The organism is Alteripontixanthobacter muriae, assembly GCF_013336795.1.
In the GTDB taxonomy this organism is placed as follows: Bacteria; Pseudomonadota; Alphaproteobacteria; order Sphingomonadales; family Sphingomonadaceae; genus Pseudopontixanthobacter; species Pseudopontixanthobacter muriae.
Genome location: NZ_JAAFZT010000017.1, coordinates 83,262 through 105,020, shown reverse-complemented (window position 1 = coordinate 105,020; position 21,759 = coordinate 83,262). Strand labels below are relative to the sequence as shown.

21 protein-coding genes and 1 tRNA gene are annotated in these 21,759 nt (G+C 61.9%); 8 read left to right on the top strand and 14 right to left on the bottom strand.

Features of this window, described 5'->3' with window-relative positions:
* The first annotated feature begins 76 nt into the window (after positions 1-76).
* The gene (gene gcvPA / locus G7A66_RS06055) at positions 77-1,441 is read left to right on the top strand and encodes an aminomethyl-transferring glycine dehydrogenase subunit GcvPA (RefSeq protein WP_174294800.1); all 1,365 of its coding nucleotides are present in this window, start codon (positions 77-79) and stop codon (positions 1,439-1,441) included.
* Positions 1,438-3,003 (top strand): aminomethyl-transferring glycine dehydrogenase subunit GcvPB, encoded by a 1,566-nt coding sequence (gcvPB, locus tag G7A66_RS06050; protein WP_174294799.1) that lies wholly within the window; start codon positions 1,438-1,440, stop codon positions 3,001-3,003. The genes gcvPA and gcvPB overlap by 4 nt, the downstream gene beginning before the upstream one ends.
* Before the next feature lie 4 nt (positions 3,004-3,007).
* Here the strand turns inward: gcvPB and G7A66_RS06045 are convergent, their stop codons facing one another.
* A complete protein-coding gene (locus G7A66_RS06045) occupies positions 3,008-4,300 on the bottom strand; it encodes a lipopolysaccharide biosynthesis protein (RefSeq protein ID WP_174294798.1) in 1,293 nt (430 codons plus the stop codon).
* Positions 4,301-4,415: 115 nt separating this feature from the next.
* Here G7A66_RS06045 and G7A66_RS06040 point away from each other — a divergent pair, with 115 nt between their 5' ends.
* Positions 4,416-5,147 (top strand): Nmad3 family putative nucleotide modification protein, encoded by a 732-nt coding sequence (locus G7A66_RS06040; RefSeq protein ID WP_174294797.1) that lies wholly within the window; start codon positions 4,416-4,418, stop codon positions 5,145-5,147.
* Here the strand turns inward: G7A66_RS06040 and mmsB are convergent.
* From mmsB to G7A66_RS06010, 6 genes are read right to left on the bottom strand one after another with little or no spacing between them, the layout of a single operon-like run.
* Entirely contained in the window at positions 5,144-6,058 is a 915-nt protein-coding gene (gene mmsB / locus G7A66_RS06035; RefSeq protein WP_332310503.1) for a 3-hydroxyisobutyrate dehydrogenase, read from the bottom strand. The genes G7A66_RS06040 and mmsB overlap by 4 nt on opposite strands.
* Positions 6,059-6,074: 16 nt before the next feature.
* Positions 6,075-6,863 (bottom strand): enoyl-CoA hydratase-related protein, encoded by a 789-nt coding sequence (locus G7A66_RS06030; protein ID WP_232366688.1) that lies wholly within the window; start codon positions 6,861-6,863, stop codon positions 6,075-6,077.
* Positions 6,860-7,906 (bottom strand): enoyl-CoA hydratase/isomerase family protein, encoded by a 1,047-nt coding sequence (locus tag G7A66_RS06025; protein ID WP_174294794.1) that lies wholly within the window; start codon positions 7,904-7,906, stop codon positions 6,860-6,862. The genes G7A66_RS06030 and G7A66_RS06025 overlap by 4 nt, the downstream gene beginning before the upstream one ends.
* A gap of 9 nt (positions 7,907-7,915) precedes the next feature.
* Positions 7,916-9,061, bottom strand: a complete 1,146-nt coding sequence (locus tag G7A66_RS06020) for an acyl-CoA dehydrogenase family protein (protein ID WP_174294793.1) — start codon at positions 9,059-9,061, stop codon at positions 7,916-7,918.
* Positions 9,062-9,086: 25 nt separating this feature from the next.
* Positions 9,087-9,605 (bottom strand): hypothetical protein, encoded by a 519-nt coding sequence (locus tag G7A66_RS06015; protein WP_174294792.1) that lies wholly within the window; start codon positions 9,603-9,605, stop codon positions 9,087-9,089.
* Positions 9,606-9,659: 54 nt separating this feature from the next.
* Entirely contained in the window at positions 9,660-11,168 is a 1,509-nt protein-coding gene (locus tag G7A66_RS06010; protein WP_174294791.1) for a CoA-acylating methylmalonate-semialdehyde dehydrogenase, read from the bottom strand.
* A 162-nt stretch (positions 11,169-11,330) separates the two neighbouring features.
* On the opposite strand from G7A66_RS06010, the gene G7A66_RS06005 reads away from it, so the two are divergent.
* Positions 11,331-11,404 (top strand) — tRNA-Gly (locus G7A66_RS06005).
* 177 nt (positions 11,405-11,581) lie between these two features.
* Here the strand turns inward: G7A66_RS06005 and G7A66_RS06000 are convergent.
* From G7A66_RS06000 to G7A66_RS05980, 5 genes are read right to left on the bottom strand one after another with little or no spacing between them, the layout of a single operon-like run.
* Positions 11,582-12,058, bottom strand: a complete 477-nt coding sequence (locus tag G7A66_RS06000) for a hypothetical protein (RefSeq protein WP_174294790.1) — start codon at positions 12,056-12,058, stop codon at positions 11,582-11,584.
* Entirely contained in the window at positions 12,051-12,536 is a 486-nt protein-coding gene (locus G7A66_RS05995; RefSeq protein ID WP_174294789.1) for a group III truncated hemoglobin, read from the bottom strand. The genes G7A66_RS06000 and G7A66_RS05995 overlap by 8 nt, the downstream gene beginning before the upstream one ends.
* Entirely contained in the window at positions 12,533-12,862 is a 330-nt protein-coding gene (locus G7A66_RS05990; RefSeq protein WP_174294788.1) for a DUF1971 domain-containing protein, read from the bottom strand. Before G7A66_RS05990 ends, G7A66_RS05995 begins: the two co-directional genes overlap by 4 nt.
* Positions 12,862-13,221, bottom strand: a complete 360-nt coding sequence (locus G7A66_RS05985; protein WP_174294787.1) for a response regulator transcription factor — start codon at positions 13,219-13,221, stop codon at positions 12,862-12,864. The genes G7A66_RS05990 and G7A66_RS05985 overlap by 1 nt, the downstream gene beginning before the upstream one ends.
* 25 nt (positions 13,222-13,246) lie before the next feature.
* The gene (locus G7A66_RS05980) at positions 13,247-13,936 is read right to left on the bottom strand and encodes an alternative oxidase (protein WP_174294786.1); all 690 of its coding nucleotides are present in this window, start codon (positions 13,934-13,936) and stop codon (positions 13,247-13,249) included.
* A gap of 83 nt (positions 13,937-14,019) precedes the next feature.
* On the opposite strand from G7A66_RS05980, the gene G7A66_RS05975 reads away from it, so the two are divergent.
* Entirely contained in the window at positions 14,020-15,567 is a 1,548-nt protein-coding gene (locus G7A66_RS05975; protein WP_174294785.1) for a sensor histidine kinase, read from the top strand.
* Positions 15,557-16,180, top strand: a complete 624-nt coding sequence (gene fixJ, locus G7A66_RS05970) for a response regulator FixJ (protein ID WP_174294784.1) — start codon at positions 15,557-15,559, stop codon at positions 16,178-16,180. Before G7A66_RS05975 ends, fixJ begins: the two co-directional genes overlap by 11 nt.
* Before the next feature lie 551 nt (positions 16,181-16,731).
* On the opposite strand, the gene G7A66_RS05965 is transcribed toward fixJ, so the two are convergent.
* Complete coding sequence (locus G7A66_RS05965; protein WP_174294783.1) at positions 16,732-17,970, bottom strand: potassium/proton antiporter; 1,239 nt, start codon at positions 17,968-17,970, stop codon at positions 16,732-16,734.
* Positions 17,971-17,984: 14 nt separating this feature from the next.
* Here G7A66_RS05965 and G7A66_RS05960 point away from each other — a divergent pair, with 14 nt between their 5' ends.
* Positions 17,985-18,710 (top strand): hypothetical protein, encoded by a 726-nt coding sequence (locus tag G7A66_RS05960; protein WP_174294782.1) that lies wholly within the window; start codon positions 17,985-17,987, stop codon positions 18,708-18,710.
* Positions 18,711-18,775: 65 nt separating this feature from the next.
* Here G7A66_RS05960 and G7A66_RS05955 read toward each other — a convergent pair whose 3' ends face one another.
* Positions 18,776-19,705, bottom strand: coding sequence for a potassium channel family protein (locus tag G7A66_RS05955; protein WP_232366687.1), 930 nt, complete (start codon positions 19,703-19,705; stop codon positions 18,776-18,778).
* Between the two features lie 370 nt (positions 19,706-20,075).
* Here G7A66_RS05955 and G7A66_RS05950 point away from each other — a divergent pair, with 370 nt between their 5' ends.
* Positions 20,076-21,692: an AbgT family transporter gene (locus G7A66_RS05950; RefSeq protein WP_174294781.1), complete on the top strand. Its 1,617-nt coding sequence runs from the start codon at positions 20,076-20,078 to the stop codon at positions 21,690-21,692.
* The last annotated feature ends 67 nt before the right edge of the window (positions 21,693-21,759 follow it).

The window sequence follows — 21,759 nt, the reverse complement described above, 5'->3', positions numbered from 1 at the left end:
CTCGTCCGTCGGCCCCGAGCCGGCAAGGCGTTGCACGAAACACCGATCGCCTCGCGCGGTCTGCAGGAATTGATCTATGCGTTATCTTCCCCTGACCGATGCCGACCGTTCGGAAATGCTGGAGGCGATCGGCGCGCCGAGCATCGAGGCGCTTTTCAGCGACGTGCCCGAGGTCGCCCGGCTGGACGGCCCCATTCACGGCCTGCCGATGCATGCTTCGGAAATGGCGGTGGAGCGCCACATGGCGGCTCTTGCAGCGCGGAACGTGCCCGCAGGCAGCGTGCCCAGTTTCTGCGGCGCGGGTGCCTATCGCCACCATGTTCCTGCGAGTGTGGATCACATCATCCAGCGCGGCGAATTTCTCACCGCCTATACGCCCTATCAGCCGGAAATCGCACAGGGCACGCTGCAGATGCTGTTCGAATTCCAGACGCAGGTCGCCCGGCTCTACGGCTGCGCGGTGGCGAATGCGTCGATGTATGATGGGTCCACCGCCTGCTGGGAAGCGATCAGCATGGCCGGGCGGATCACGCGCCGCAATCTGGCGATCCTGCACGAAGGGCTGCACCCGCATTATGTCGCCACCGTCCGCACGATGGCGAAGTTCACCGGCGATTCCATGGCCGACCGCGCGCCGACGCTGTCTGCCGATTGCGGCACCGCAGCGCTGATCGCGGAGATCGTGGCGAACGAGCCGAGCTGCGTCGTGGTGCAATATCCGGATATCCTGGGCAGACTGCCTGATCTTGAGGCGATTACGGCCGCAACAAAGGCCGCCGGTGCGCTGCTCATTGCGGTGAATACCGAACCCGTGGCACTGGGCGCGATCCAGTCGCCGGGGGAACTCGGCGCGGACATCGTCGTGGGCGAAGGCCAGGCGCTGGGCGTCGGCCTGCAATTCGGCGGCCCTTATCTCGGCCTGTTCGCGGTGCGCGATCCCAAGCATGTGCGGCAGATGCCGGGCAGGCTTTGCGGCGAGACCGTGGATGCCGAGGGCAAGCGCGGCTTCGTGCTGACCCTGTCCACCCGTGAGCAGCATATCCGGCGCGAGAAGGCGACCAGTAACATCTGCACCAATTCCGGCCTGTGCGCTCTGGCATTCAGTGTCCATATGACGCTGCTCGGCGAAAAGGGCCTGCGGGCACTGGCGGCGGAGAACCACCGCCTCGCCTGCCTCGCCGCCGATCGGCTGGCCGAGGTGCCCGGCGTCAGCGTGCTCAATGACAGCTTCTTCAACGAATTCACCATCACCATCGATGGCGACGCGCGCGAAGTGGTCCGCGACCTTGCCGAAAAGAACATCCTGGCGGGCGTGTCGCTGGGCCGGCTTTTCCCCATGGAAGATCACCTGAGCGGCGGTCTTGTAGTAGCCGTGACCGAAACCACCACCGAAGATGATATCGATGCGCTATGCGCTGCCCTGAAGGAGGCGCTGTCATGAACGCTCCGAACAAGTCCGGGTGGAAGCCCGAAAGTCCCGCGAATGACGGTCCTCGCGAAGATGGTGCGACCACCACCGGCAACCGCGCGCTGATGCTGGAAGAGGCGCTGATCTTCGAGATCGGCACGACTGAAACCACCGGCGTCGACCTGCCGGAGCCAAATGCCAAGGCCGCGAACCGCCTCGGCGGAATGGAGCGGACGGAGAGCTTCGGTTTGCCCGGTTTGTCCGAACCCGAAACAGTACGCCACTACACACGCCTTTCGCGGCAGAACTATGCCATCGACCTCGGACTGTTCCCGCTCGGGTCCTGCACCATGAAGCACAATCCGCGCCTGAACGAGAAAGTGGCGCGGATGCCTGGCTTCATCGACCTGCACCCGATGGCGCCGTCCTCGGTCACACAGGGCGCGCTGGAAGTCATCTACCAGCTTGGCGAATGGCTGAAGACGCTGACGGGCATGGCCGCTGTCTCGATGAGCCCGAAGGCCGGTGCTCACGGCGAACTATGCGGCATCCTCGCCATCCGCGCTGCGCTGGAAGCGCGCGGTGACGCCCGGAAGGTGGTGCTCTGTCCCGAAAGCGCGCACGGCACCAACCCAGCGACCGCTGCTTTTGCGGGCTACGAGGTCGAGGATATACCGGCGACTCCGGAAGGCCGCGTCGATCTGGAGGCGCTGAAGAAGCGCCTCGGCCCGGATATCGCCGCCGTGATGATCACCAACCCCAACACCTGCGGCTTGTTCGAGCGCCAATTCCGCGAGATTGCGGATGCGGTGCATGAAGCGGGCGGGCTGGTCTATTGCGACGGGGCGAATTTCAACGCCATTGTCGGCCGGGTCCGCCCCGGCGATCTCGGCGTCGATGCCATGCATATCAATCTGCACAAGACCTTCTCCACCCCGCATGGCGGCGGCGGCCCGGGCAGCGGCCCGGTCGTTTTCTCCGAAGCGCTGGCGCCGTTCGCTCCGTTGCCATTCGTGGAAAAGCACGGCGACCGGTTCGAACTGGTCGAGGAAGAGAATGCGGGCGAGCACCATGCTTCAACCTTCGGGCGCATGACGGCCTTTCATGGCCAAATGGGCATGTTCACCCGTGCCCTGACTTACATCTTGAGCCACGGTGCCGATGGGCTCGCGCAGGTTTCGGGCGACGCCGTGCTGAACGCCAATTACATCCTGCGGCGATGCGAGGATGTCCTTTTCGCGCCCTATGCCGATAGCGGACCGTGCATGCACGAGGCGCTGTTTGGCGACCGCGACTTCGCCGAAGGGCTGAGCACGCTGGATCTCGCCAAGGGCCTGATCGACGAAGGCTTCCACCCGATGACCATGTATTTCCCGCTGGTCGTGCATGGGGCGATGCTGGTCGAACCGACCGAGACTGAAAGCAAGGCGGCGCTCGATCAATTCATCACGGCGCTGCGCAGCCTGGCTGTAAGGGCGAATGCCGGCGACATGACGCTCAAGGATGCGCCGATCCATGCGCCGATGCGCCGGCTGGACGAAACCCAGGCCGCACGCAAACCCGTGCTGGCCTGGAATGATCCTAACCTGACCTGATCCGTCAGGTCACGTCACCCGTGTCGGGGTGGGGCTTGCGCTTGGCAGCCTCCGCTTCCGGCAGGGTGATGGTAATCTGGCTCAGCGACATGACGGCCGCATAGAAGCCGATGACGGCGAGGGCGCTGCTGCCGAGTACTGCCAGGGCCGCGCCTTTCAGCCCGTTCCATTCCATCGCGACATCCAGCAGCGCCAGGGCGAGCAGCGTTGGCACCGCGCGGATGAAGAATGCCGTGCCTGCCCGCCTGGCGGATACCAGCAGCGATTCAAGGCTAGCCCCGACCAGTTCAAAAGCGCCCCCCACGGCCAGGATGACCATCGCCCAATAAACTCCCGTAAATTCGGGACCCGCGATCGCTTCCAGGCCCCAGCGACCGAACAGCAGGGCAATTCCGACGGCAATCGTGCCGCCGAACAGCGCGATGCGCGCCATGCGCCGAGCTATGTCGAGTGCGGCGTCGCGGGCGTGGACCAGTTCCGGATAGATCGCCTTGGAAATCGTCTGCGCCAGTTGCACCAGCGCTTGCCCGAGTTGTGCGGCGACCCGGAACCCGCCGGCCAGAGCCTCGCCCCCGATGGCTCCGACCAGCAGCAGCAGCACTTGCTTGCCGCCGACGGCCAGGCTGCCCGACATGTTGGTTGCCCAGACGAAGGACCATGCACCCGGGTGGCTGCGAGGGATATGGCGCAGCGATATGCGGCTGAAATCGATGGAAGACTTGCGCGCCGCCGCGAACCAGAGTGCAATCGCCACCGCCACTTCAGCCAGCGCCCAGGCAATGATGAATCCCAAGACATCCGGCATGAAGAAAACGGCTGCAACTGCGCCAAGCGCGCGGATCAGCGGCTGAACCGCCTCGGCCGTGGTAGCGAGGCCATAGGCGAAGCGCAGCCGCAGCAGGCCGGTCGGAGTTGAGCGAATGGAAAGCAGCGACACGAGGCAATAGAGAAAGGCGACCAGTCGCAGATCGCCTGGCAGGGGCAGCCAGAATTGCGCGCTCCAGGTCAGCGCTGCGGCGAGAACGAGGCCGAGCAATACGCTGAGGCCATCGAGCGCGATGGCGAAGCCGGTCGCATCGGCAGTATCCCCTTCAGAACCCCATCGGACCACGAATTGCCAGGTCTGGAAGTTGGCAAGACCGGTCACGGTCTGACCGAGCGCGACGATCAGCGCAAAATAGCCGAAGCCGTCGAGCCCCAGCGTGCGCGTCGCCAGGGCAAGGTAGACGAGGCTGAGCACAGCATTAAAGCCACGCCCGCCGAGCAGCCAGCCGATATTGCCGAAAAGTCTTTGCATCGCGCTAGGTTGCGGGCGATCGTTTGTAGCATGACAGCATGACCGGCGACCTCTAGGTCCTGCCCTGAATTACGCAAGGTTTGCGATGCGGCGCGCAAACCGGCAGAAAGGTGCAATGCGCATCATTTTCAGCCGCAAGGGGTTCGACAGCGCCAGCGGCGGCGGCCCGTCTCCCATCGTGAGCGGCAGACCGGTAAGCCTGCCGATCCCGGCGACCCGCTTTTCGCAAACCACTTACGGCAGCCTCGGTCTGGAGCAGGAGGTGCGGCAGGCCAGCAGGGGGCGCCTGGATGCAGGCGATCTATGCCATCACGATCCCATGTTCCTTCAGGCCGGCGAATGCCTGTTCGGTCAAGCCGGTGCAGCGCAGACACACCTTCTCAATCAGGGGGTTCGCCCAGGCGACGTATTTCTGTTCTTCGGCCTGTTCGCCGATGAATCGACCGGCGAGCGGCACCACCGGATATTCGGCTGGATGAAGATCGAGGCGATGCGAGACGTCGCGAAACTTTCCGCACACGAATGGCGGTCGCTCGCCGCCCGGGGCCATCCCCATGCGCTGGGTGTGCATGGCAGGAACGATGCAATCTGGAGCGGATCCGGCGGGATAGCTCAGAGCGCCACGGAAACTCTGCGTCTTACGGTGCCGGGCGGGCCCTGCAGCCTATGGAAGCGCCCTGCGTGGCTCCGTCCCGGCGGTCTCAGCTATCATGACCGGCCCGACCGCTGGCAAAAAGGCGGTCGCCTGCTTACCGTATCGCGCGGTCAGGAGTTCGTCGCACCGATCGGCCGCAGGCAGGCACCCCGCCGCTGGCTGGCAAATCGAATGGCCGAGATGAACGGCTAGAGCGTTCTGATGATGGCCGAGAAATCCAGCCCTCCATTCTCGGCGGCGAAATCCTCGTAAAGCGCTCTGGCGTGCTGGCCCAGCGGAGTGCTGCTGCCCGCATTCTCCGCCGCGGCCATCGCCAGTTTTAAATCCTTCAGCATCAGCGCCGTCGCAAATCCGCCGCGATAGTCCTTGTCGGCGGGGCTTTCCGGACCGACGCCGGCTACGGGGCAATAGCTGGTCATGGACCAGCACTGGCCTGATGAGACCGAAGAAATGTCGTAGAAGGTTTGCGGATCGAGTCCCAGCCTCTCGGCCATCTTGAAGGCTTCCGCCGTGCCGATCATCTGAATGGCGAGCAGCATGTTGTTGCAGATCTTCGCAGCTTGTCCGTTTCCGGCATCACCAGCGTGGATTACCGCCTTGCCCATGTCCGAAAGGACCACTTCGGCGCGCATGAAGGCTTCGGCCTCGCCGCCGACCATGAAGGTAAGCGTGCCGGCGGAGGCAGCGGCGATTCCGCCGGAGACAGGCGCATCGACCATCATGTATCCGGCGTCTGCGGCCAGCGTACCTACTTCGCGTGCGGTCGCGACGTCGATGGTGGAGCAATCGATGAGAATGGCGCCGTCCGGAGCATGGCCGATGACGTCGCTGGCATAGACCGATTTCACGATGCCGCCGTTGGGCAACATGGACACCACCGCATCCACTCCGTTCACGGCTTCCCTGGCGGTCGGGAATGTCGCGCAGCCAGCGGTCTTGGCCTGTCCCAGCGCCACCTCGCTCAGGTCGAAGGCGCGGACATCATGGCCCGCCTTGACGAGATTGGCAGCCATGCCGCCGCCCATGTTGCCAAGCCCGATAAATCCTATTCTCATCTTATTGTCTTCCTGTCCCAAGCGTGGCCGGTGTTGCCGTTCTCCAATCAAGCGAAGGTGACGGTCAGCGGCCCTTCCACTTGCCTTCGCGTTTCTCGATGAAGGCCTGCATGCCTTCTGCCTTGTCTTCCGTCGCGGCCAGGATCTGAAACAGGCGCCTTTCGAAGAGAACACCGGTTTCAAGATCCGTCTCGAACGCCGCGTTGACCATTTCCTTGTTCACCATGGCGGCAAGGGGGGGCATTCCCGCAATTGTCGTGGCGGTCTTCAATGCCTCGTCCAGCAGCGTGTCGTGCGGTACCATTCGCGCCACTAGGCCGCTGCGTTCGGCTTCCTCGGCATCCATCATCCGTCCCGTCAGGCACATCTCCATGGCCTTCGCCTTGCCGACGGCGCGGGTGAGGCGCTGGCTGCCACCCATGCCGGGAGCTACGCCCAGCTTGATCTCCGGCTGGCCGAATTTCGCCTTGTCGCTGGCGATGATGAAATCGGCCATCATCGCCAATTCGCAGCCTCCGCCCAGAGCAAAGCCGTTGACCGCCGCGATCCAGGGCTTGCGAACGGCCTTGACCAGATGGCTCGTCCAGCGGGCAAAGAAGTCCTCGCGGAAGAAATCGGCGGCAGCCTTGTCGGCCATTTCCTTGATGTCGGCGCCCGCCGCGAAGGCCTTGTCGCCGGAGCCGGTCAGCACCGCACATCGCTGCCCTTCATCGGCCTCGTAGGCGGCGAAAGCAGCGATCAGATCTTCCAGCACTCTGGCGTTCAGGGCGTTCAGCGCCTTGGGCCGGTCGAGCGTGATCAGCGTCACTGCGCCGCGCTGTTCGCTGGTGATGGTCTCGTATTCTGCGCTCATAGCGGGGTCCATTCCTCGTTGGCGGGCAGCGGCGCGAAGATCGCATCGAGCATGTCCTCGGTGACACCCTCGGGCGTCGCGGGGTTCCACTGCGGATTGTTGTCCTTGTCCACGATCAGGGCGCGGACACCTTCGGCGAAATCGGGTCTGGTCAGCACGCGCGCACCGATGCGGTATTCCATCTGCATATTGGCCGCGAAATCCTGCTTTTCAGCCCCTTCGGCGAGTTGCCGCAGGGCCACCTTGCAGGTCTGGGGGCTCTTGGTGCCGAGGGTTTTCAATTCTTTCTGCGACCATTCCGAACCGTCTGCCTTCAACGCGGCCAGTATGTCCTCGTAGCGATCGGATGCGAACAGACGGTCGATCCTGTCCTTGTTCCCGGCAAGCCGCGCTTCGGGTGCAGCGGCCGACAAATCGTCGAGGATCGTACCGATGGCATTCGGGTCGGCGATGATGCGCGCCTTCGCTTCGGCCAGCCGATCGCTGGTCAGATAGTGGGTCGCGATGCCCGCCCACAGGCACTCCGCACCGTCAAGCCGTGCTCCGGTGAGCGCCAGGAACTGGCCGAGCCGCCCGTCCATCCGCGAAAGATACCAGCCGCCGCCAACGTCCGGGAACAGGCCGATGCCGGTCTCGGGCATCGCGAATTTCGTGTTCTCCGTTGCGACGCGAAATTTCGCCGGCTGCGCGATGCCGACGCCGCCGCCCATCGTAATGCCGTCCATAAAGGCGACAACCGGCTTGGCGTAGGTGAACAAAAGGTGGTTGAGGCGGTATTCGGCGTGGAAGAATTGCCGTCCCGACATCCCCCCGTCTTCGATGGCGGATTTCCGCAGGAAAGCGATATCGCCGCCGGCGCAGAAACCGCGGCCTTCGGCATGGTCCAGAATGACCGCTCCGACGTCGTCGTCCTTCGCCCAACCAGCAAGCGCCTCGATCATCGCCTCGCACATCTCCAGCGTCAGCGCATGGATCGCTTTGGGCCGGTTAAGCGAAAGATGGCCGATCCTGCCGTGGCGGTGAATATGAACCTGGTCAGTCATGAGAGCCCTTTACTGGCGCAGCAGGGCACGGCCGACGATCATCCGCATCACCTGGTTCGTGCCTTCGAGAATGGAATGGACGCGCAGATCGCGCCAGAACCGTTCGATTGGGTAATCCTTCAGATAGCCGTAGCCGCCGAACAATTGCAGGGCATCATTTGCAACCTTGCTGCCATTATCGGTGGCCAGCCGCTTGGCCATGGCGGAGAAGCGCGACTTGTCCGGCGCATCGGCCGTGACCTTCGCCGCCGCGAGGTAGAGCAGGGCGCGTGCCGATTCCACATCGGTCGCCATGTCGGCCAGCATGAATTGCGTGTTCTGGAATTCCGCGATGGGCGCGCCGAACTGCTGCCGTTCCTTGGTATAGGCGACCGCTTCGTCGAGGCAGCGCTGCGCACCGCCCAGCGAACAGGCGCCGATATTCAGGCGACCGCCGTCGAGGCCCATCATGGCGAAGCGAAAGCCTTCCCCTTCCGCGCCGACTCGATTGGCGACCGGTACCCTCGCATCTTCGAATATGACCTGCGCGGTGGGGCTTGCATGCCAGCCGAGCTTGCGTTCCGGTGCACCGAAGGAAACGCCCGGTGTGTCTTTCTCGACCACCAGACAGGTGATTCCCTTCGTCTTTTCCTCTCCCGTGCGAACCATCGTGACATAGATGTCGTTCACGCCCGCGCCGGATATGAACTGCTTGGTGCCGTTCAGGACATAGTGATCGCCATCGAGCACGGCGCTCGTTTTCAGGCCGGAGGCGTCCGAACCGCTGCCGGGTTCGGTAAGGCAATAGGATGCCATCTTTTCCATCGTCACAAGATCGGGAAGGAAGCGCGATTTCAGGGCATCGTTGCCGAATTTGTCGATCATCCAAGCGGCCATGTTGTGGATCGAGATGAAGGCGCTGGTGGTCGGGCAGCCATAGGCCATCGCTTCCATGATCAGCGCTGCTTCGAGGCGGCCAAGCCCGATGCCGTCCGACTCTTCGGAAACGTAGATCGCTCCGAAGCCAAGCTCTGCCGACTTGCGGATGACGTCCCTGGGAAAATGCTTCTGCTCGTCCCATTCGCCCGCGTATGGCGTTATGTTGTCGGCGGTGAAACGCTGCGCCAATTCCTGGATCGCGCGCTGGTCTTCGGTGAGTTGGAACTGGTTGCTCATTGGATCTACTTTGGATTGTTTTCGGTTAAGTCCGTGGATCTGCGGCGCAGCGTGCGTATTCGAGAGGGCCGGGAGCATTCTCGCCAAATTCGCGCTTGATCAGTTTGGCGCCGCCTTCGCGTGCTTCAAGGTCGATGCTCCGTTCCCACCTCATGCCCTCGCCTTCAAAATCGAAATCTGCGCTGATGCTGTTCGCTCCAACGGTTTCGACATCGCTAATCTGCGCCTGCGATTCATAGAAGGTGAGGGTGGTAGGCGCGATGGTAAGCAGCCCCTTGGCATCGCCCCGGGTTGAGGTGCAATCCGCCGGAACGAGGCCCCAGCGCCCCTGCAGCGAGGCAGGGATCGTTCCTGCGGGCGATTCTTGCATCGGGGGCGGCGCACCGTCACCGATGCCGCCGTCGGGCTCGACCGGCATCATGTCCTCTCCCGAGGCAAGCGCATTTTCTGCGTCGCTGTTCTCAGGAGCGGTCTCGGAACAGGAAGCCAAGGCCATTGCCCCGATCAGGGCCAACAACCCCGTTCTGCTTGCTGGATAGATCACTTGCCTGTTCCTCTTGATGCAGTCGGGAGCAGCGCTGCCGCAACCCGCAAAAGCTCAGCCCATCGTCGGGATGACGAAGGTATTGGCCAGTTCGCCATCGCCGCCCAGCCCGTCGGGCCAACGGGCGGTGACGGTCTTCACCTTGGTCCAGAACTTGATGCCTTCCATGCCGTGCTGGTTGGTATCGCCGAAAGCGCTGCGCTTCCAGCCGCCGAAGCTGTGATAGGCAACCGGCACCGGAATCGGCACGTTGATGCCGACCATGCCGACATTCACGCGCGCGGCGAATTCGCGCGCGGCGTGGCCGTTACGCGTGAAGATGGCGACGCCATTGCCATACTGATGCTTGCTGGGCAGGGCGACGGCTTCCTCGAAATCCCTGGCGCGCACGATCTGCAGCACCGGCCCGAAGATTTCCTCGCGGTAGCTTTCCATGTCGGGCGTGACATTGTCGATCAGCGTCGGACCGACGAACCAGCCGTTTTCATGGCCCTGCAGGGTGAACCCGCGTCCATCGACGACGATGTCGGCGCCTTCCCTCTCGGCCGTGGCGATCCAGTTCTCGATACGCTGCTTGTGCTCGGCAGTGACGACGGGGCCGTAATGCGCCTCGTCATCGGTCGAGATGCCGACCCGCAGCGCGTCGATAGCGGGGATCAGCTTGTCCTTCAGCCGTTCGGCCGTGTCTTCGCCTACAGGCACAACAACGGGCAACGCCATGCAGCGCTCGCCCGCAGAGCCGAATGCCGCTCCGGTCAGGTCGGCAACTACCTGGTCCAGATCCGCATCCGGAAGAACGATGCCGTGGTTCTTCGCGCCGCCCATGGCCTGCACTCGCTTGCCCGCCGCGACTCCGCGCTTGTAGACATAATGTGCAATGTCGGAGGATCCTACGAAGCTGACCCCGGCGATATCAGGGTGGTCGAGGATGGCGTCGACCATTTCCTTGTCGCCATGCACAACCTGCAGGATGCCTTCCGGACCGCCCGCCTCGAGGAACAATTCGGCAAGACGGCGGGGAACGCTGGGGTCGCGTTCGCTCGGCTTGAGGATGAAGGCATTGCCGACCGCGATAGACACGCCAAACATCCACATCGGGATCATGGCCGGAAAGTTGAACGGCGTGATGCCAGCGCCGATGCCGAGCGGCTGGCGCATGGAATAAACGTCGATTCCCGGCCCTGCGCCCTGGGTGTATTCGCCCTTCAGCGCATGAGGAATGCCGCAGGCGAATTCGATCACATCCAGCCCGCGCTGCACATCCCCGCGAGAGTCGGCGATGACCTTGCCATGCTCGCTCGACAGCATCTGCGCCAGATTATCCATGTCGCCTTCGACAAGGCGTTTGAATTCGAACATGACGCGTGCGCGGCGCTGCGGATTTGTGGCTGCCCAGCCGGGCTGCGCTTCTTTCGCCGCTGCCACGGCGCGCTCCAGCAACGCCGCATCGCCGAGCGGCACGCGTGCCTGCACTTCGCCTTGATTCGGATCGAAGATGTCGTGCATGCGTCCGTCAGATTTCGTGTCGGCTCCTCCGGCAATGAAATGGTCGACGATACGCATAATCTTCCTCTCGACTATCTGAATATTTTAAGCCTGTTGGCATCAGTCCTACGCCTTCACAACGCGCAAATCAAATTGGCGGGTGTGAGAAAAAGGCTTTCGTCGTCCTGCAAGGCGGATTGACCGCGCATGCCGGAACCGGCAAATGCGACAATAAGCATCGCGGGTGTAGCTCAATGGTAGAGCAGCAGCTTCCCAAGCTGACGACGAGGGTTCGATTCCCTTCACCCGCTCCAGCCACTCTCATGCGAGTCTTCCTGCATGGCGAGAAGGCCGTGCCGGATCTGCAAATTTCGGGATTACTGCAAAAGAAGCGAAGAACGGCTCGCTCCGTAACGCGATGTACTGGATCGGGCTTCTATTGGTTCAATCCGGATGACGAGGCAGATCGTTTGCTCGTACAAGGTGTCCGCTCAGGTCACGGAAGACCTGACAATGGCAACCGCAACACCGAAGAATGCAACGCCTGCCGGGACGATAAGCGCCTGAGCATAGACTTCGGCTCGGGCCAGCGGACCGAAGGCGGTCTCCAGAACTGCGCCGGGGCGATTTAGCCGGGTGCTGGGTTGAGGCGGTGCAGTGCGCAGCATCACGCGCGCCGTCCCGAAGAACATTGCAACATAGACACCCGCAATGGCGATCGCGAATGTTGCATGGGCGCCGCCTGTTGCACCGAGCAAGGCGACCAGGAAGATGGCATAGCAGGCCACCATCGCCAGCCAGATAGAAGACGGCAGTTCGAACAGGCGCGCCTCCGGCTGTTGCGAGGCAGCAAATGCTTCGTTGTCGTTGGCCTCGATATGCGGAAGGGTGACCAGCACACCGGGCAGCGCCTCCTGGCTGTCAAGTGGCAGCGGGCGTGCGGGCAAGTCGCGGATGGCATCAGACATGAGGTAGATCCTTTCCTGCGCGCCCTCCGGCCAATCCGTCGCGGCGCATTGAAATTCCAGTCAGCAGGCTGTCAGCAATCATTCTTGCCCGCGTGCCGACGAGTTCGCTTGCGGCATGCTGGCCCTCCTGCTCGCGCAAGGTCGCGTAGAAGAGGTCGAGCCAGCGGGTGAAATGTTCGATGGCGAGTCCGGGAATGGCCAAATGCTTGAGCATCGGATTGCCGGAAAATTCGCCGCTATTGTGCAGCACGGAACGCCAGAAGCATTTCATTCGGGCGAGGTGCGGAGGCCATTCGGCAATGTGCCGTGCGAAAATGGGGCCGAGCAGATCGTCCGACCTGATCCTGGTGTAGAATGCCTCGACAAGGTGGTCGATGAATGCCTCGTCCACGCCGACTTTTTCGGCGGCTGCGCGTTTTTCGGCCCGTTTCTGCCGCGTATGGGCCTGCGCTTCTGTCTGGCTGGCAGGGTTGGTCATAATGCCTTGCACCCCTCTGCAGACCGGGTCTCGCCGGGCTGGCGCAGGAATTGGACGTGGAAGCGTACTGCTCCGACCGGCTCGACCCTGTGGAGGATCGTCGGTTCGACCACACCGGCTTCGCCCTCTGGCGTCAGCAGGCGTTCGGTCGCTTCGCGACGAGGGTCTGTCACGAAGTATCGCAACGCCCCTTCTTCGACCTGGATGAGCGCCCAGACGCCTTCCTTGGTCGCATGGTCCGCAAGCAGGCCGGCAGGGACCGTCGCTTCCGAAAAGCTCGGTGTGCGCTTGTAGGGCGTGAGTTCGCTGATCTGATCGGGTCTCATCAGGCGGCCCTCTGCCATTCCACTGCACCGCGCAGGGCGCTGCTGAGTTCATCGCCGAAAAGCGGCTTTTCGATCAGGATAGCGCCTTGGGCTGCGATGCGATCGTGAAGGCGCGAGTTCGGATTGGTCACAAGGATGAAGGCTGGCGACGTGCAGCCGAGCGCCCTCAGTTCCTCTAATGCTTCGAGGCCGTTCCCGCTGTAGCGTTCGTCGATCACCAGCGCTGCCGCAGCGGATTCCGGCCTTTGACCCTCAGCCCGGACGACCACGTCGAACCCTTCGACGGAAAGCGAGAATTGCAAGGCAGCGAGGACGGAGGCATCGTCGACTAGCAACATGATTGCAGCTTGATCGATCATGGTCCGTCCTCCTGCGCAGCTGCGATCAGGCAGCGTTCTTCCAGTTTGGTTCGAGGGTCACATGGGGCGGGCAGTCGGCAATCTGGCCGACGGGAAGGCCCGCAAGTTCGTTGGCGAAGCCGTGGTTGACGTCCCGGTGATGAGCCTCGTCAGCGCGCACCACCAGCACCACATCGCGCAGAGTGGCGTCGTCAGGCAGGTTCCAGTACTTTTTGGCAATTTCGGGCGCCGGCACGTTCTCGCTGCGGCCTTCGTCGATTTCGGCGAGGTAATGGGTGTAGCTGATGACCGCTTCTTCCTCGAAATAGCCGACCACCCGGTGCGCGGTCTTGGAGCTAACCAGATAGAGCGCGAAGAAGAACAGGTAGAATACCCATTGCACGCCGATGATCACTGCCCGTTCGAACCAGGTCGGCTTCGACACTTCGATGAAGGTCATCAGGTGCATGCGCTCGTTTTCGGCTTCGTCCATGAGCGTTTTGATCCAGCCCCGGTCGTCGCACATGCGGCGAAGGCAGGCGAGATGATTGATCGTTGCTCCTACCATCCCCGGCACTGCCGCGACGGTTTCGAGCACGACGGCACGGTGGCCGTATCGTTCGGCAAAGAAAGTATCGGCGGTCCAGCGCAGCGCCTTGGTGAAGCCGAAGGCGATCCGGTCCGACAGCCCGCGGGGGTTGTGGTGAACGCTCAAATCGATGAAGGGTGCAGTCATTGAAACTTCTCCGCTTTGGCGGCAGAGATCCTGTGGTCGCCGCCGATGACCTGCTTCTATGGCCATGAACGGGAACGCGAAATTTGGATGATCCCCCTACCGCCAGCACCCTAAGGGCTTTACCGGAGGCAGAAGGCACCAGCTTCAGCAGCCGATTCCTTCCGCGGCTTTCGGTTGCAACCGCATCGCTGCTCGCGCTGCTGGCGATCGGGGCGGGCGCGGCGGTGCGCCTGCTGTTTGCGGAAGAACTGGGCCAGCGCGCCACCTTCATCTTCTTCGTTCCCGGCGTGGTGGTCGCCAGCGCGCTCTCGGGCCTGCGGGCGGGGTGCATCGCGGCTCTTGCAGGCGCTGCTGCAGGTCTCTGGTGCGACCACCTGAGCGGTCCCATCGAAAGCGGGAGTGCGATCGCAGCAGCGACCTTCGTGGCTATCGGCTTCGCGGTGGCTCTGGGCGGAGAATGGTTCCAGCGCGCACGGGTGGAAACGGAACGGGCGGCCACCGCACTCACGCGGCGCGAAGCCCATCTGCAATCGATCCTCGACACCGTGCCCGATGCGATGGTCGTGATCGACGAAGCCGGCCTGATCCGCGATTTCAGCCTGGCGGCCGAGCGCATGTTCGGGTGGCAGGCGGCGGAAGTGGCGGGCCGAAATGTCAGCGTGCTTATGCCCAACCCCTATCGGGACGCGCATGACGGCTACCTTCAGCGTTATTACCGCACCGGCGAGAAGCGGATCATCGGCAAGGGACGGGTGGTCGTCGGTGAGCGCAAGGACGGGGCCACTTTCCCCATCGAACTGGCGGTGGGAGAGATGCAGGCCGAGGGGCAACGCTTCTTCACCGGGTTCATCCGAGACCTCACCGAACGGCAGCAGGCGGAGACCCGGCTTCAGGAATTGCAGAGCGAACTCGTACATATCTCGCGCCTGACGGCCCTCGGTGAAATGGCTTCGGCGCTCGCGCATGAGATCAACCAGCCGCTCTCCGCCATCGCCAACTACCTCAAGGGCAGCCGCATGCTGCTGGCGCGAGACGAAGTACCCCATGAACGGGTTGCCGATGCCGTGGAACGCGCGGCAGACGAGGCATTGCGCGCGGGCGACATCATTCGCCGCCTTCGCGATTTTGTGGCTCGCGGCGAAACCGAGCGCAGCATCGAAAGCCTGCCCAAGCTGGTCGAGGAAGCGAGCGCGCTGGCTCTGGTGGGCGCCAAGGAACACGGCATCCGTGTTCTTTACGACTTCGATCCGGCGATCGATCTGGTGCTGGCCGACAAGGTGCAGATCCAGCAGGTCGTGCTTAATCTGGTGCGCAATGCCGTGGATGCGATGGCGGAGCAGGAATCCCGCCAACGCCAACTTACGATCTCGATCGCGCCGTCCGGAACCGACATGGCGCAGGTTCTTGTGACCGACACCGGGCCGGGTATCGATCCGGAAGTGGCCGACCGCCTGTTTCAGCCCTTCATAACGACCAAGCGCACGGGTATGGGCGTGGGCCTGTCGATATCGCGAACGATCGTCGAGGCACATGGCGGCCGTATCCGTGCAGGGCCGGCGACTGGCGGCGGTGCCGAATTCGGCTTCACGCTGCAACGGGTGGAAAAGGAGGAACTGGATCATGGCGAATAGCGGTGCGAGCGATGCGCAGGTCTATGTCATCGATGATGACGAAAGCGCACGCGACTCGCTCGAATTTCTCCTCGATGTCGCCGGTATCCGCGTGCGATCCTTCCCTTCGGCCGATGCCTTCCTCAAGGCGTCGCCGCCGCTGCCGGGTGCCTGCGTGGTAACCGATGTCCGCATGCCCGGCCTGAGCGGCATAGAATTGGCCGAAAAGGTGAAGGAGCGCGACGCCACGGTTCCGGTCGTCGTGATCACCGGCCACGCCGATGTGCCGCTGGCCATCCAGGCGATGAAAGCGGGCGCTGCGGACTTCATCGAGAAGCCATTCGATGACGAGGCGATCCTGTCGGCTATCCGCAAGGCATTGCAGCGGAAGAACGAAGATGACGTGCTGGCCAGCGAGCAAAGCGAAGTGCGCGAGCGCCTCGCCTCGCTATCGACGAGGGAGAGCGAAGTGGTGGAGGGACTGGTCGCGGGCAAGGCCAACAAGGTGATCGCCTTCGATCTCGACATCAGCCCGCGCACCGTCGAGGTGTATCGCGCCAATGCGATGATGAAGATGCAGGCGAAGACGCTGTCGGACCTCGTCCGAATGGTGACGATCGCGAAATTGGCTTAGCGTTCATTTCACGCTGCCGTCGGGCATTGCCGGACGGCTTTTAGCATCTGACACCGTGAACTACCGATGCAGCACTTTCGCGGATACCAGGAACTTGTTTCGCATTTGAACAATTGCGCCGGCAGCATAGAGGCTGCCGTAGATCGAACTCGGCCTTGCCGGCTGGTTCGGCCCGGCGCCTATCCCGGGACAACCTATCAGACCGGTTCTTTTCGCAGCCGCACATCTTGTTCGCTGCTGAGCTCGCATTGTTTGGGCCGTGCCGGTCGTGTGAGGCGTGTTAAAGTTCACACGTTCAATATTGCCGCGCTGAAACGTGAATGGCTCTCCATAACCCCGGCGGGATATTCTCGCCGGCATAATCATCGCGCTTACGCAATGCAGCTTCAGGCGATGGCACTGGCACAGGAGCGTCGACGCAAGGCCGGACGCAGTGCGATTTCAGCCGCGCGGCGATGCGATTGCCGATGCTCGATTTAGGAACTACCTGACCGTCACGAGATGCCTTGAGTGCGCAGCGGAAAAAGCCTGACCGAGGAAGTAAACCGTATCTAAGGCAGGGAACCCGGCTTATCAGGTTGCAATCCGCTTCGTTCCTCCCGAGAACCGATCTTCAGCCGCTCCGCCATCCAGTTCATCGACGGACCCTGGATGATGCTCGAGACAAGTACGACGAAGAACACCATGTTGAAGATCGCGAAAGCGCCCTCGACGCCGGCGACAATCGGGAAGGTGGCAAGAGCGATCGGCACTGCCCCCCGCAGGCCCGCCCACGACACGAACAATTTCGCCCGCCAGCCGAACCGCGTGAACGGGGCGAGGCAGATGAACACGCTCAGTGGCCGAGCAACCAGCATCAGGATGAAGGTGATGGCAAGGCCGGGCAGGACGACGTCAACCAGGTTTGATGGTGCGACCAGCAGTCCCAGCGTCAGGAACATGACGACCTGTGCAAGCCAGGCCATGCCGTCCTGAAAGGTGGAGATGATCAGCTTGGCGGTATAGGTGCGATTTCCTGCGACCAGACCTGCGATATAGGCGGCAAGGAAGCCGTTGCCGCCCGCCACCTCGGCAAGGCCATAGGCGATCAGTGCTCCTGCAATGGAGATAACGAACGCCAATCCACCATGCCGGAATTGAGAACGCTTCAATATTTCAGGAAGCAGATAGCCGATCAGCAGACCGATGATTGCTCCGAGAGACATTTGAATTACGAAATCGGGTGCAAGCGCAAGCGGGGAAGTCTGCGGGTCTGCGATGAAAAGCAGGGCCGCGCCGACTAGGAAAATCGCCATCGGATCATTTGATCCAGATTCGACCTCGATCAGCGCAGGAACATCGCCATGAAGATCCAGGCCGGTGGATCGAAGAATGGCGAACACGGCCGCTGCATCCGTGGATGCGACGACCGCTCCGAGCAGGAAGCCTTGCGTCGGGCTGAAATCGAGAAGCAGATGTGCGGCTGCCGCGACGATACTCGCGCTGAACAAAACCCCCACGGTAGCAAGGAGCAGTGCTGGTGCCGCAACCCGGCGAACGTCACGCCAGTCGGTATCCATCCCGCCGGAAAAGAGAATGAATACGAGGCAGGCGATACCGATGCCTTGTGTCAGCGGGTAATCGTCGAACCCTATGCCGCCGGGTCCATCCACGCCTGCCAGCATGCCCAGGGCAAGGAAGCCGATCAGCGCAGGCAGTCCGAACCTGCTCGACAGCGTACCGGCAAAGACCGTTGCGAGTAGCAGGACGCCGACGATCAGAAGCGCGATTTCAGGGTTGATTGACGGCATGAACTCCTAAGACCGTGAAGGCCGCTGCATTGCAACACTGGACATCCTGCAGAACACTGCTCATTCAAGTCCGGCACTGGTACAAGGCTGCTTCTTCCAATCCGATGGCAGGCAGGTCACGATGTCATACGCAGATCGAGGAAGCCGGCATGAGAACAACGAGCGTAATCCTGTTCGCTACCGCACTGATCGGCTGCGATGCTGGCGGTCCTGACAGACGCAATTCGGGCCTATTGCAAGAAAGCAGCGGGCGGAGCGAAACAGAACCTGCTGAGCCAGCACAAGCTGAAGCAGTGTTCACCGAAAAGTTCGAGCAGTTCGAGCTGGCAGGACAGTCCTATTTTGTTCCGGCATCGCAGGTGCCTGCCATTCGAAAAGGTGGCGAGCAATCCTTCGTGCGCCTGAAACACCCGGATTCCTCCATCGTGCTGGTTTTCGACGGCAAATCGAACGGTCTTACCGATGCTGCCGGTGCGCCTCGCATGTTTTCGATAAATGACGGCGAATACCCCAACCTCCAATATCAGTCTGGACCGGAAGGAACCATCGTCTGTCGACCCGCCTCGTCGGCGCAGACAGGCTGCGGCATGAAGGTCTCGCACGGTAGTGCCGAATGGACTGTGCTCTTTCCGCTCAGCCAGCTGGAGGAAGCTCCCGCGCTGACAGAGCAGGCGCTGGAGATCCTCGATCATTACGCAGACAGGCAGCAACCCTCTGCTGGCAGGGCACCTTCTCCTTAGCGGACCTGCGCAGGCAGCTCTTCAGATTACCGGCATTTTTGAGCCCTGCAGGTGCCGCAATCGTCCTAGATGCTGTCCACGATTTCAAGGACCCGATCACCTGGCTGCAGGACGGCAAACGTCGGATCCCTCGGTCCGTGGGGTTTACCTTCGCGGATGAGGCGTACCGCCTGACCTGTCGAGATTTCGGAGATGGGAACTCCCACCTCATGCGGTTCGACGACGCGTTCACGCAGCATCACGCGGCCTTCGGTTGTGGCGAGATCGATCAGGTACTCGGCACGGTGCGGCCCCTGAAGCGAACTGGCCAGGAGCAGCCCCGCAAAATTCACCGGATTAATGATCGTGTCCGCTCCGGCTTGCTGTGCGGTGTCTTCATTGCCCCCGTGGCGGATCGTGACACTGATCTTGGCATGGGGCGCCAGTTTGCGAGCAGTGAGCACGACGAGTATCGAGGTGTCATCACGGCCAGCCGAGATCAGCACGGCAGATGCGCGCTCGACATGAACCGACCGCAAGGTTTCGTCGTCCGTCGCATCGCCGCGCAAAACCGCAGCCCCGTAATCGCTCGCGCGCTCGATCGCGTCATGGTCCTGATCGATCACGACAATGCGCTGAGGATCGCATCCTTGCGCGATCAGTTCCTCCAACGCCTTCTTGTTGCTTACTCCGAAACCGGCAAGCACGATGTGATCGTGCAGTCTGCTTTGGATAATCCGCATGACCCATCTGCTCCAGATACGTTTTAGGACAAAGGTGTAGGCCGTTCCGGCCAGGATCAGGATGAAAAAGATACGCGCAGGAGTCACGAACAAGGCGTCGAAGAGCCTAGCGCCATCCGTTATCGGCACGATGTCGCCATATCCGGTGGTGGTGGCGCTGATCATGGTGAAGTAGATGACGTCGACGAAGCTGACGTGACCGTCGATCTGGTCTCGCAGACTCTCCCGTTCCCACCAGTGGAAGCCGACCATGAGGGTAACGAGGGCCAGCAAAAATCCGAAACGGATGGCAAGCTGCGTCGAAGCTCGCAGCGACGACCTACGGCGCAGCGTCAGACTTTCGCGCTTCTCCAACGGCAATTCTAAAAACTCCTGCGCATTGACTGCATGTTAGCAGGGCCAGTCCGTTTAGCCATCGAAAGCATACCTTCAGGATGACTCCCGCTGGCCAAAGCTCATAGCCATTTGGCACGACAGGCGCAAAAGTCGCACCCGGCATCAGGACCGACGAGAGCTTTCCCTGATGGGCGCAGCATCAGGCCCCTGGTTTCCAACAGGTCCCTAGTTTCATTGCGATATCCTTGCGGGCATGGAATAAATGCCTGGCATCTAGCCGCAACCGGCTTCGCCACAGGATGATTGCGTGACAGAATTTCCAAGGCCGACGGATGAGCCTGCGCTTCCCGCCGCCGCCCAACCAGCCCGGCGCAACGTGTTCACCCGTTTTCTCGACAGCGTCGAATGGCTGGGCAATCTCCTGCCTCACCCGGTGACGCTGTTTGCGATCCTGTCGCTTGCCATGGTCCTGCTCTCCGGGCTGTTCGCCTGGATGGACTTGGTGGTTCAGGACCCGCGCCCGATTGGCGCTGCGGGGCGGTCTGAGGACGGCATGATCCGCGCGGTGAACCTGATGGACGCCGACGGTATCCGGCGCATCTTCACAGGCCTTGTCGACAACTTCACCGGTTTTGCGCCGCTCGGCGTCGTGCTGGTGGCGATGCTCGGGATCGGTGTCGCGGAAAAGTCGGGAGTACTTTCTGCCGCTGTCAGAGGGGTTGTTCTCGGGGCCTCGCCCAAGGTGGTCACGCTCGCCATCGTGTTCGCAGGGGTCATTTCCAACACTGCATCGGAGCTTGGCTACGTCGTTCTCATTCCCCTTGCAGGCGCTGTCTATTACTCGCTTGGGCGTCATCCGCTCGCGGGCATGGCTGCGGCCTTCGCAGGTGTTTCGGGCGGCTATTCGGCAAACCTGCTGATCGGGACGATCGACCCGTTGCTGGCGGGCATCACCGAAGAGGCAGCACAGTTGATCGATGCCGACTACTCGGTAACCGCAACGGCCAGCTATTATTTCATGGCGGTTTCGACCTTCCTCGTGACAGGGATCGGCGCGCTGGTAAGTATCTATATTGTCGAACCGAAACTGGGGCGGTTCGACGATTCCGGAGCCGAGCCCGACCTGCTGCAGACGCAGATCTCGCCGTTGGATCAGCAGGAAAGAAAAGCGCTCAGACGCGCAGGGCTGGCGGTTCTGGGCGTTCTGGCGCTGATGGCATTAACGCTTCTGCCCGAATGGGGAGTCTTGCGGGACGGAGAGACAGGCGACCGGATGCGTTCGCCGTTCTTCACCGGCTTCGCCGTGTGGATCCTGATATTCTTCCTCGTCGTCGGCTATGCTTACGGCAAGGTGGTGGGCACCATTCGAAATGACCGCGATGTGATCGACGGAATGGCCAAGGCGATGTCTTCGCTAGGTCTCTATATCGTCATCATCTTTTTCGCGGCCCAGTTCGTCGCTTTCTTCGCCTGGTCGAACCTCGGCGCGATCACGGCAGTGAATGGCGCCATCTTCCTGCAAAATGTGGGGCTGACCGGACCCGCATTGTTTATCGGGTTCATTTTCGTCTGTGCGCTGATCAACCTGATGCTCGGATCAGCTTCGGCTCAATGGGCGATGACGGCCCCGATCTTCGTGCCGATGCTGATGCTGATCGGCTATTCTCCCGAAGTGATCCAGACAGCTTACCGGATTGGCGATTCCACGACGAACATCATAACTCCGATGATGAGTTACTTCGGATTGATCCTCGCCTGGGCCGTTCGTTACGACCGCAATGTAGGCATCGGCACCATGATCGCCATGATGCTGCCATACTCGATATTCTTCACTATCGCGTGGATGCTGCTGTTCTTCCTCTGGGTATTCGGCCTCGGCCTGCCAGTCGGACCGGGCTCCCCGACATATTACGTCACGGGGTGAACGGTGGAGAGCCGCAGCGCTCCCGATGCTGTGCAGGAACCCGTCAGGTCGGTGGTGCGTTTTGCGA

Coding starts and splice junctions, on each gene's coding strand:
- gcvPA (WP_174294800.1), top strand. CDS start 77: ATGCGTTATCTTCCCCTGACCGATGCCGACCGTTCGGAAATGCTGGAG.
- gcvPB (WP_174294799.1), top strand. CDS start 1,438: ATGAACGCTCCGAACAAGTCCGGGTGGAAGCCCGAAAGTCCCGCGAAT.
- G7A66_RS06045 (WP_174294798.1), bottom strand. CDS start 4,300: ATGCAAAGACTTTTCGGCAATATCGGCTGGCTGCTCGGCGGGCGTGGC.
- G7A66_RS06040 (WP_174294797.1), top strand. CDS start 4,416: ATGCGCATCATTTTCAGCCGCAAGGGGTTCGACAGCGCCAGCGGCGGC.
- G7A66_RS06030 (WP_232366688.1), bottom strand. CDS start 6,863: ATGAGCGCAGAATACGAGACCATCACCAGCGAACAGCGCGGCGCAGTG.
- G7A66_RS06025 (WP_174294794.1), bottom strand. CDS start 7,906: ATGACTGACCAGGTTCATATTCACCGCCACGGCAGGATCGGCCATCTT.
- G7A66_RS06020 (WP_174294793.1), bottom strand. CDS start 9,061: ATGAGCAACCAGTTCCAACTCACCGAAGACCAGCGCGCGATCCAGGAA.
- G7A66_RS06010 (WP_174294791.1), bottom strand. CDS start 11,168: ATGCGTATCGTCGACCATTTCATTGCCGGAGGAGCCGACACGAAATCT.
- G7A66_RS06000 (WP_174294790.1), bottom strand. CDS start 12,058: ATGTCTGATGCCATCCGCGACTTGCCCGCACGCCCGCTGCCACTTGAC.
- G7A66_RS05995 (WP_174294789.1), bottom strand. CDS start 12,536: ATGACCAACCCTGCCAGCCAGACAGAAGCGCAGGCCCATACGCGGCAG.
- G7A66_RS05990 (WP_174294788.1), bottom strand. CDS start 12,862: ATGAGACCCGATCAGATCAGCGAACTCACGCCCTACAAGCGCACACCG.
- G7A66_RS05985 (WP_174294787.1), bottom strand. CDS start 13,221: ATGATCGATCAAGCTGCAATCATGTTGCTAGTCGACGATGCCTCCGTC.
- G7A66_RS05980 (WP_174294786.1), bottom strand. CDS start 13,936: ATGACTGCACCCTTCATCGATTTGAGCGTTCACCACAACCCCCGCGGG.
- fixJ (WP_174294784.1), top strand. CDS start 15,557: ATGGCGAATAGCGGTGCGAGCGATGCGCAGGTCTATGTCATCGATGAT.
- G7A66_RS05965 (WP_174294783.1), bottom strand. CDS start 17,970: ATGCCGTCAATCAACCCTGAAATCGCGCTTCTGATCGTCGGCGTCCTG.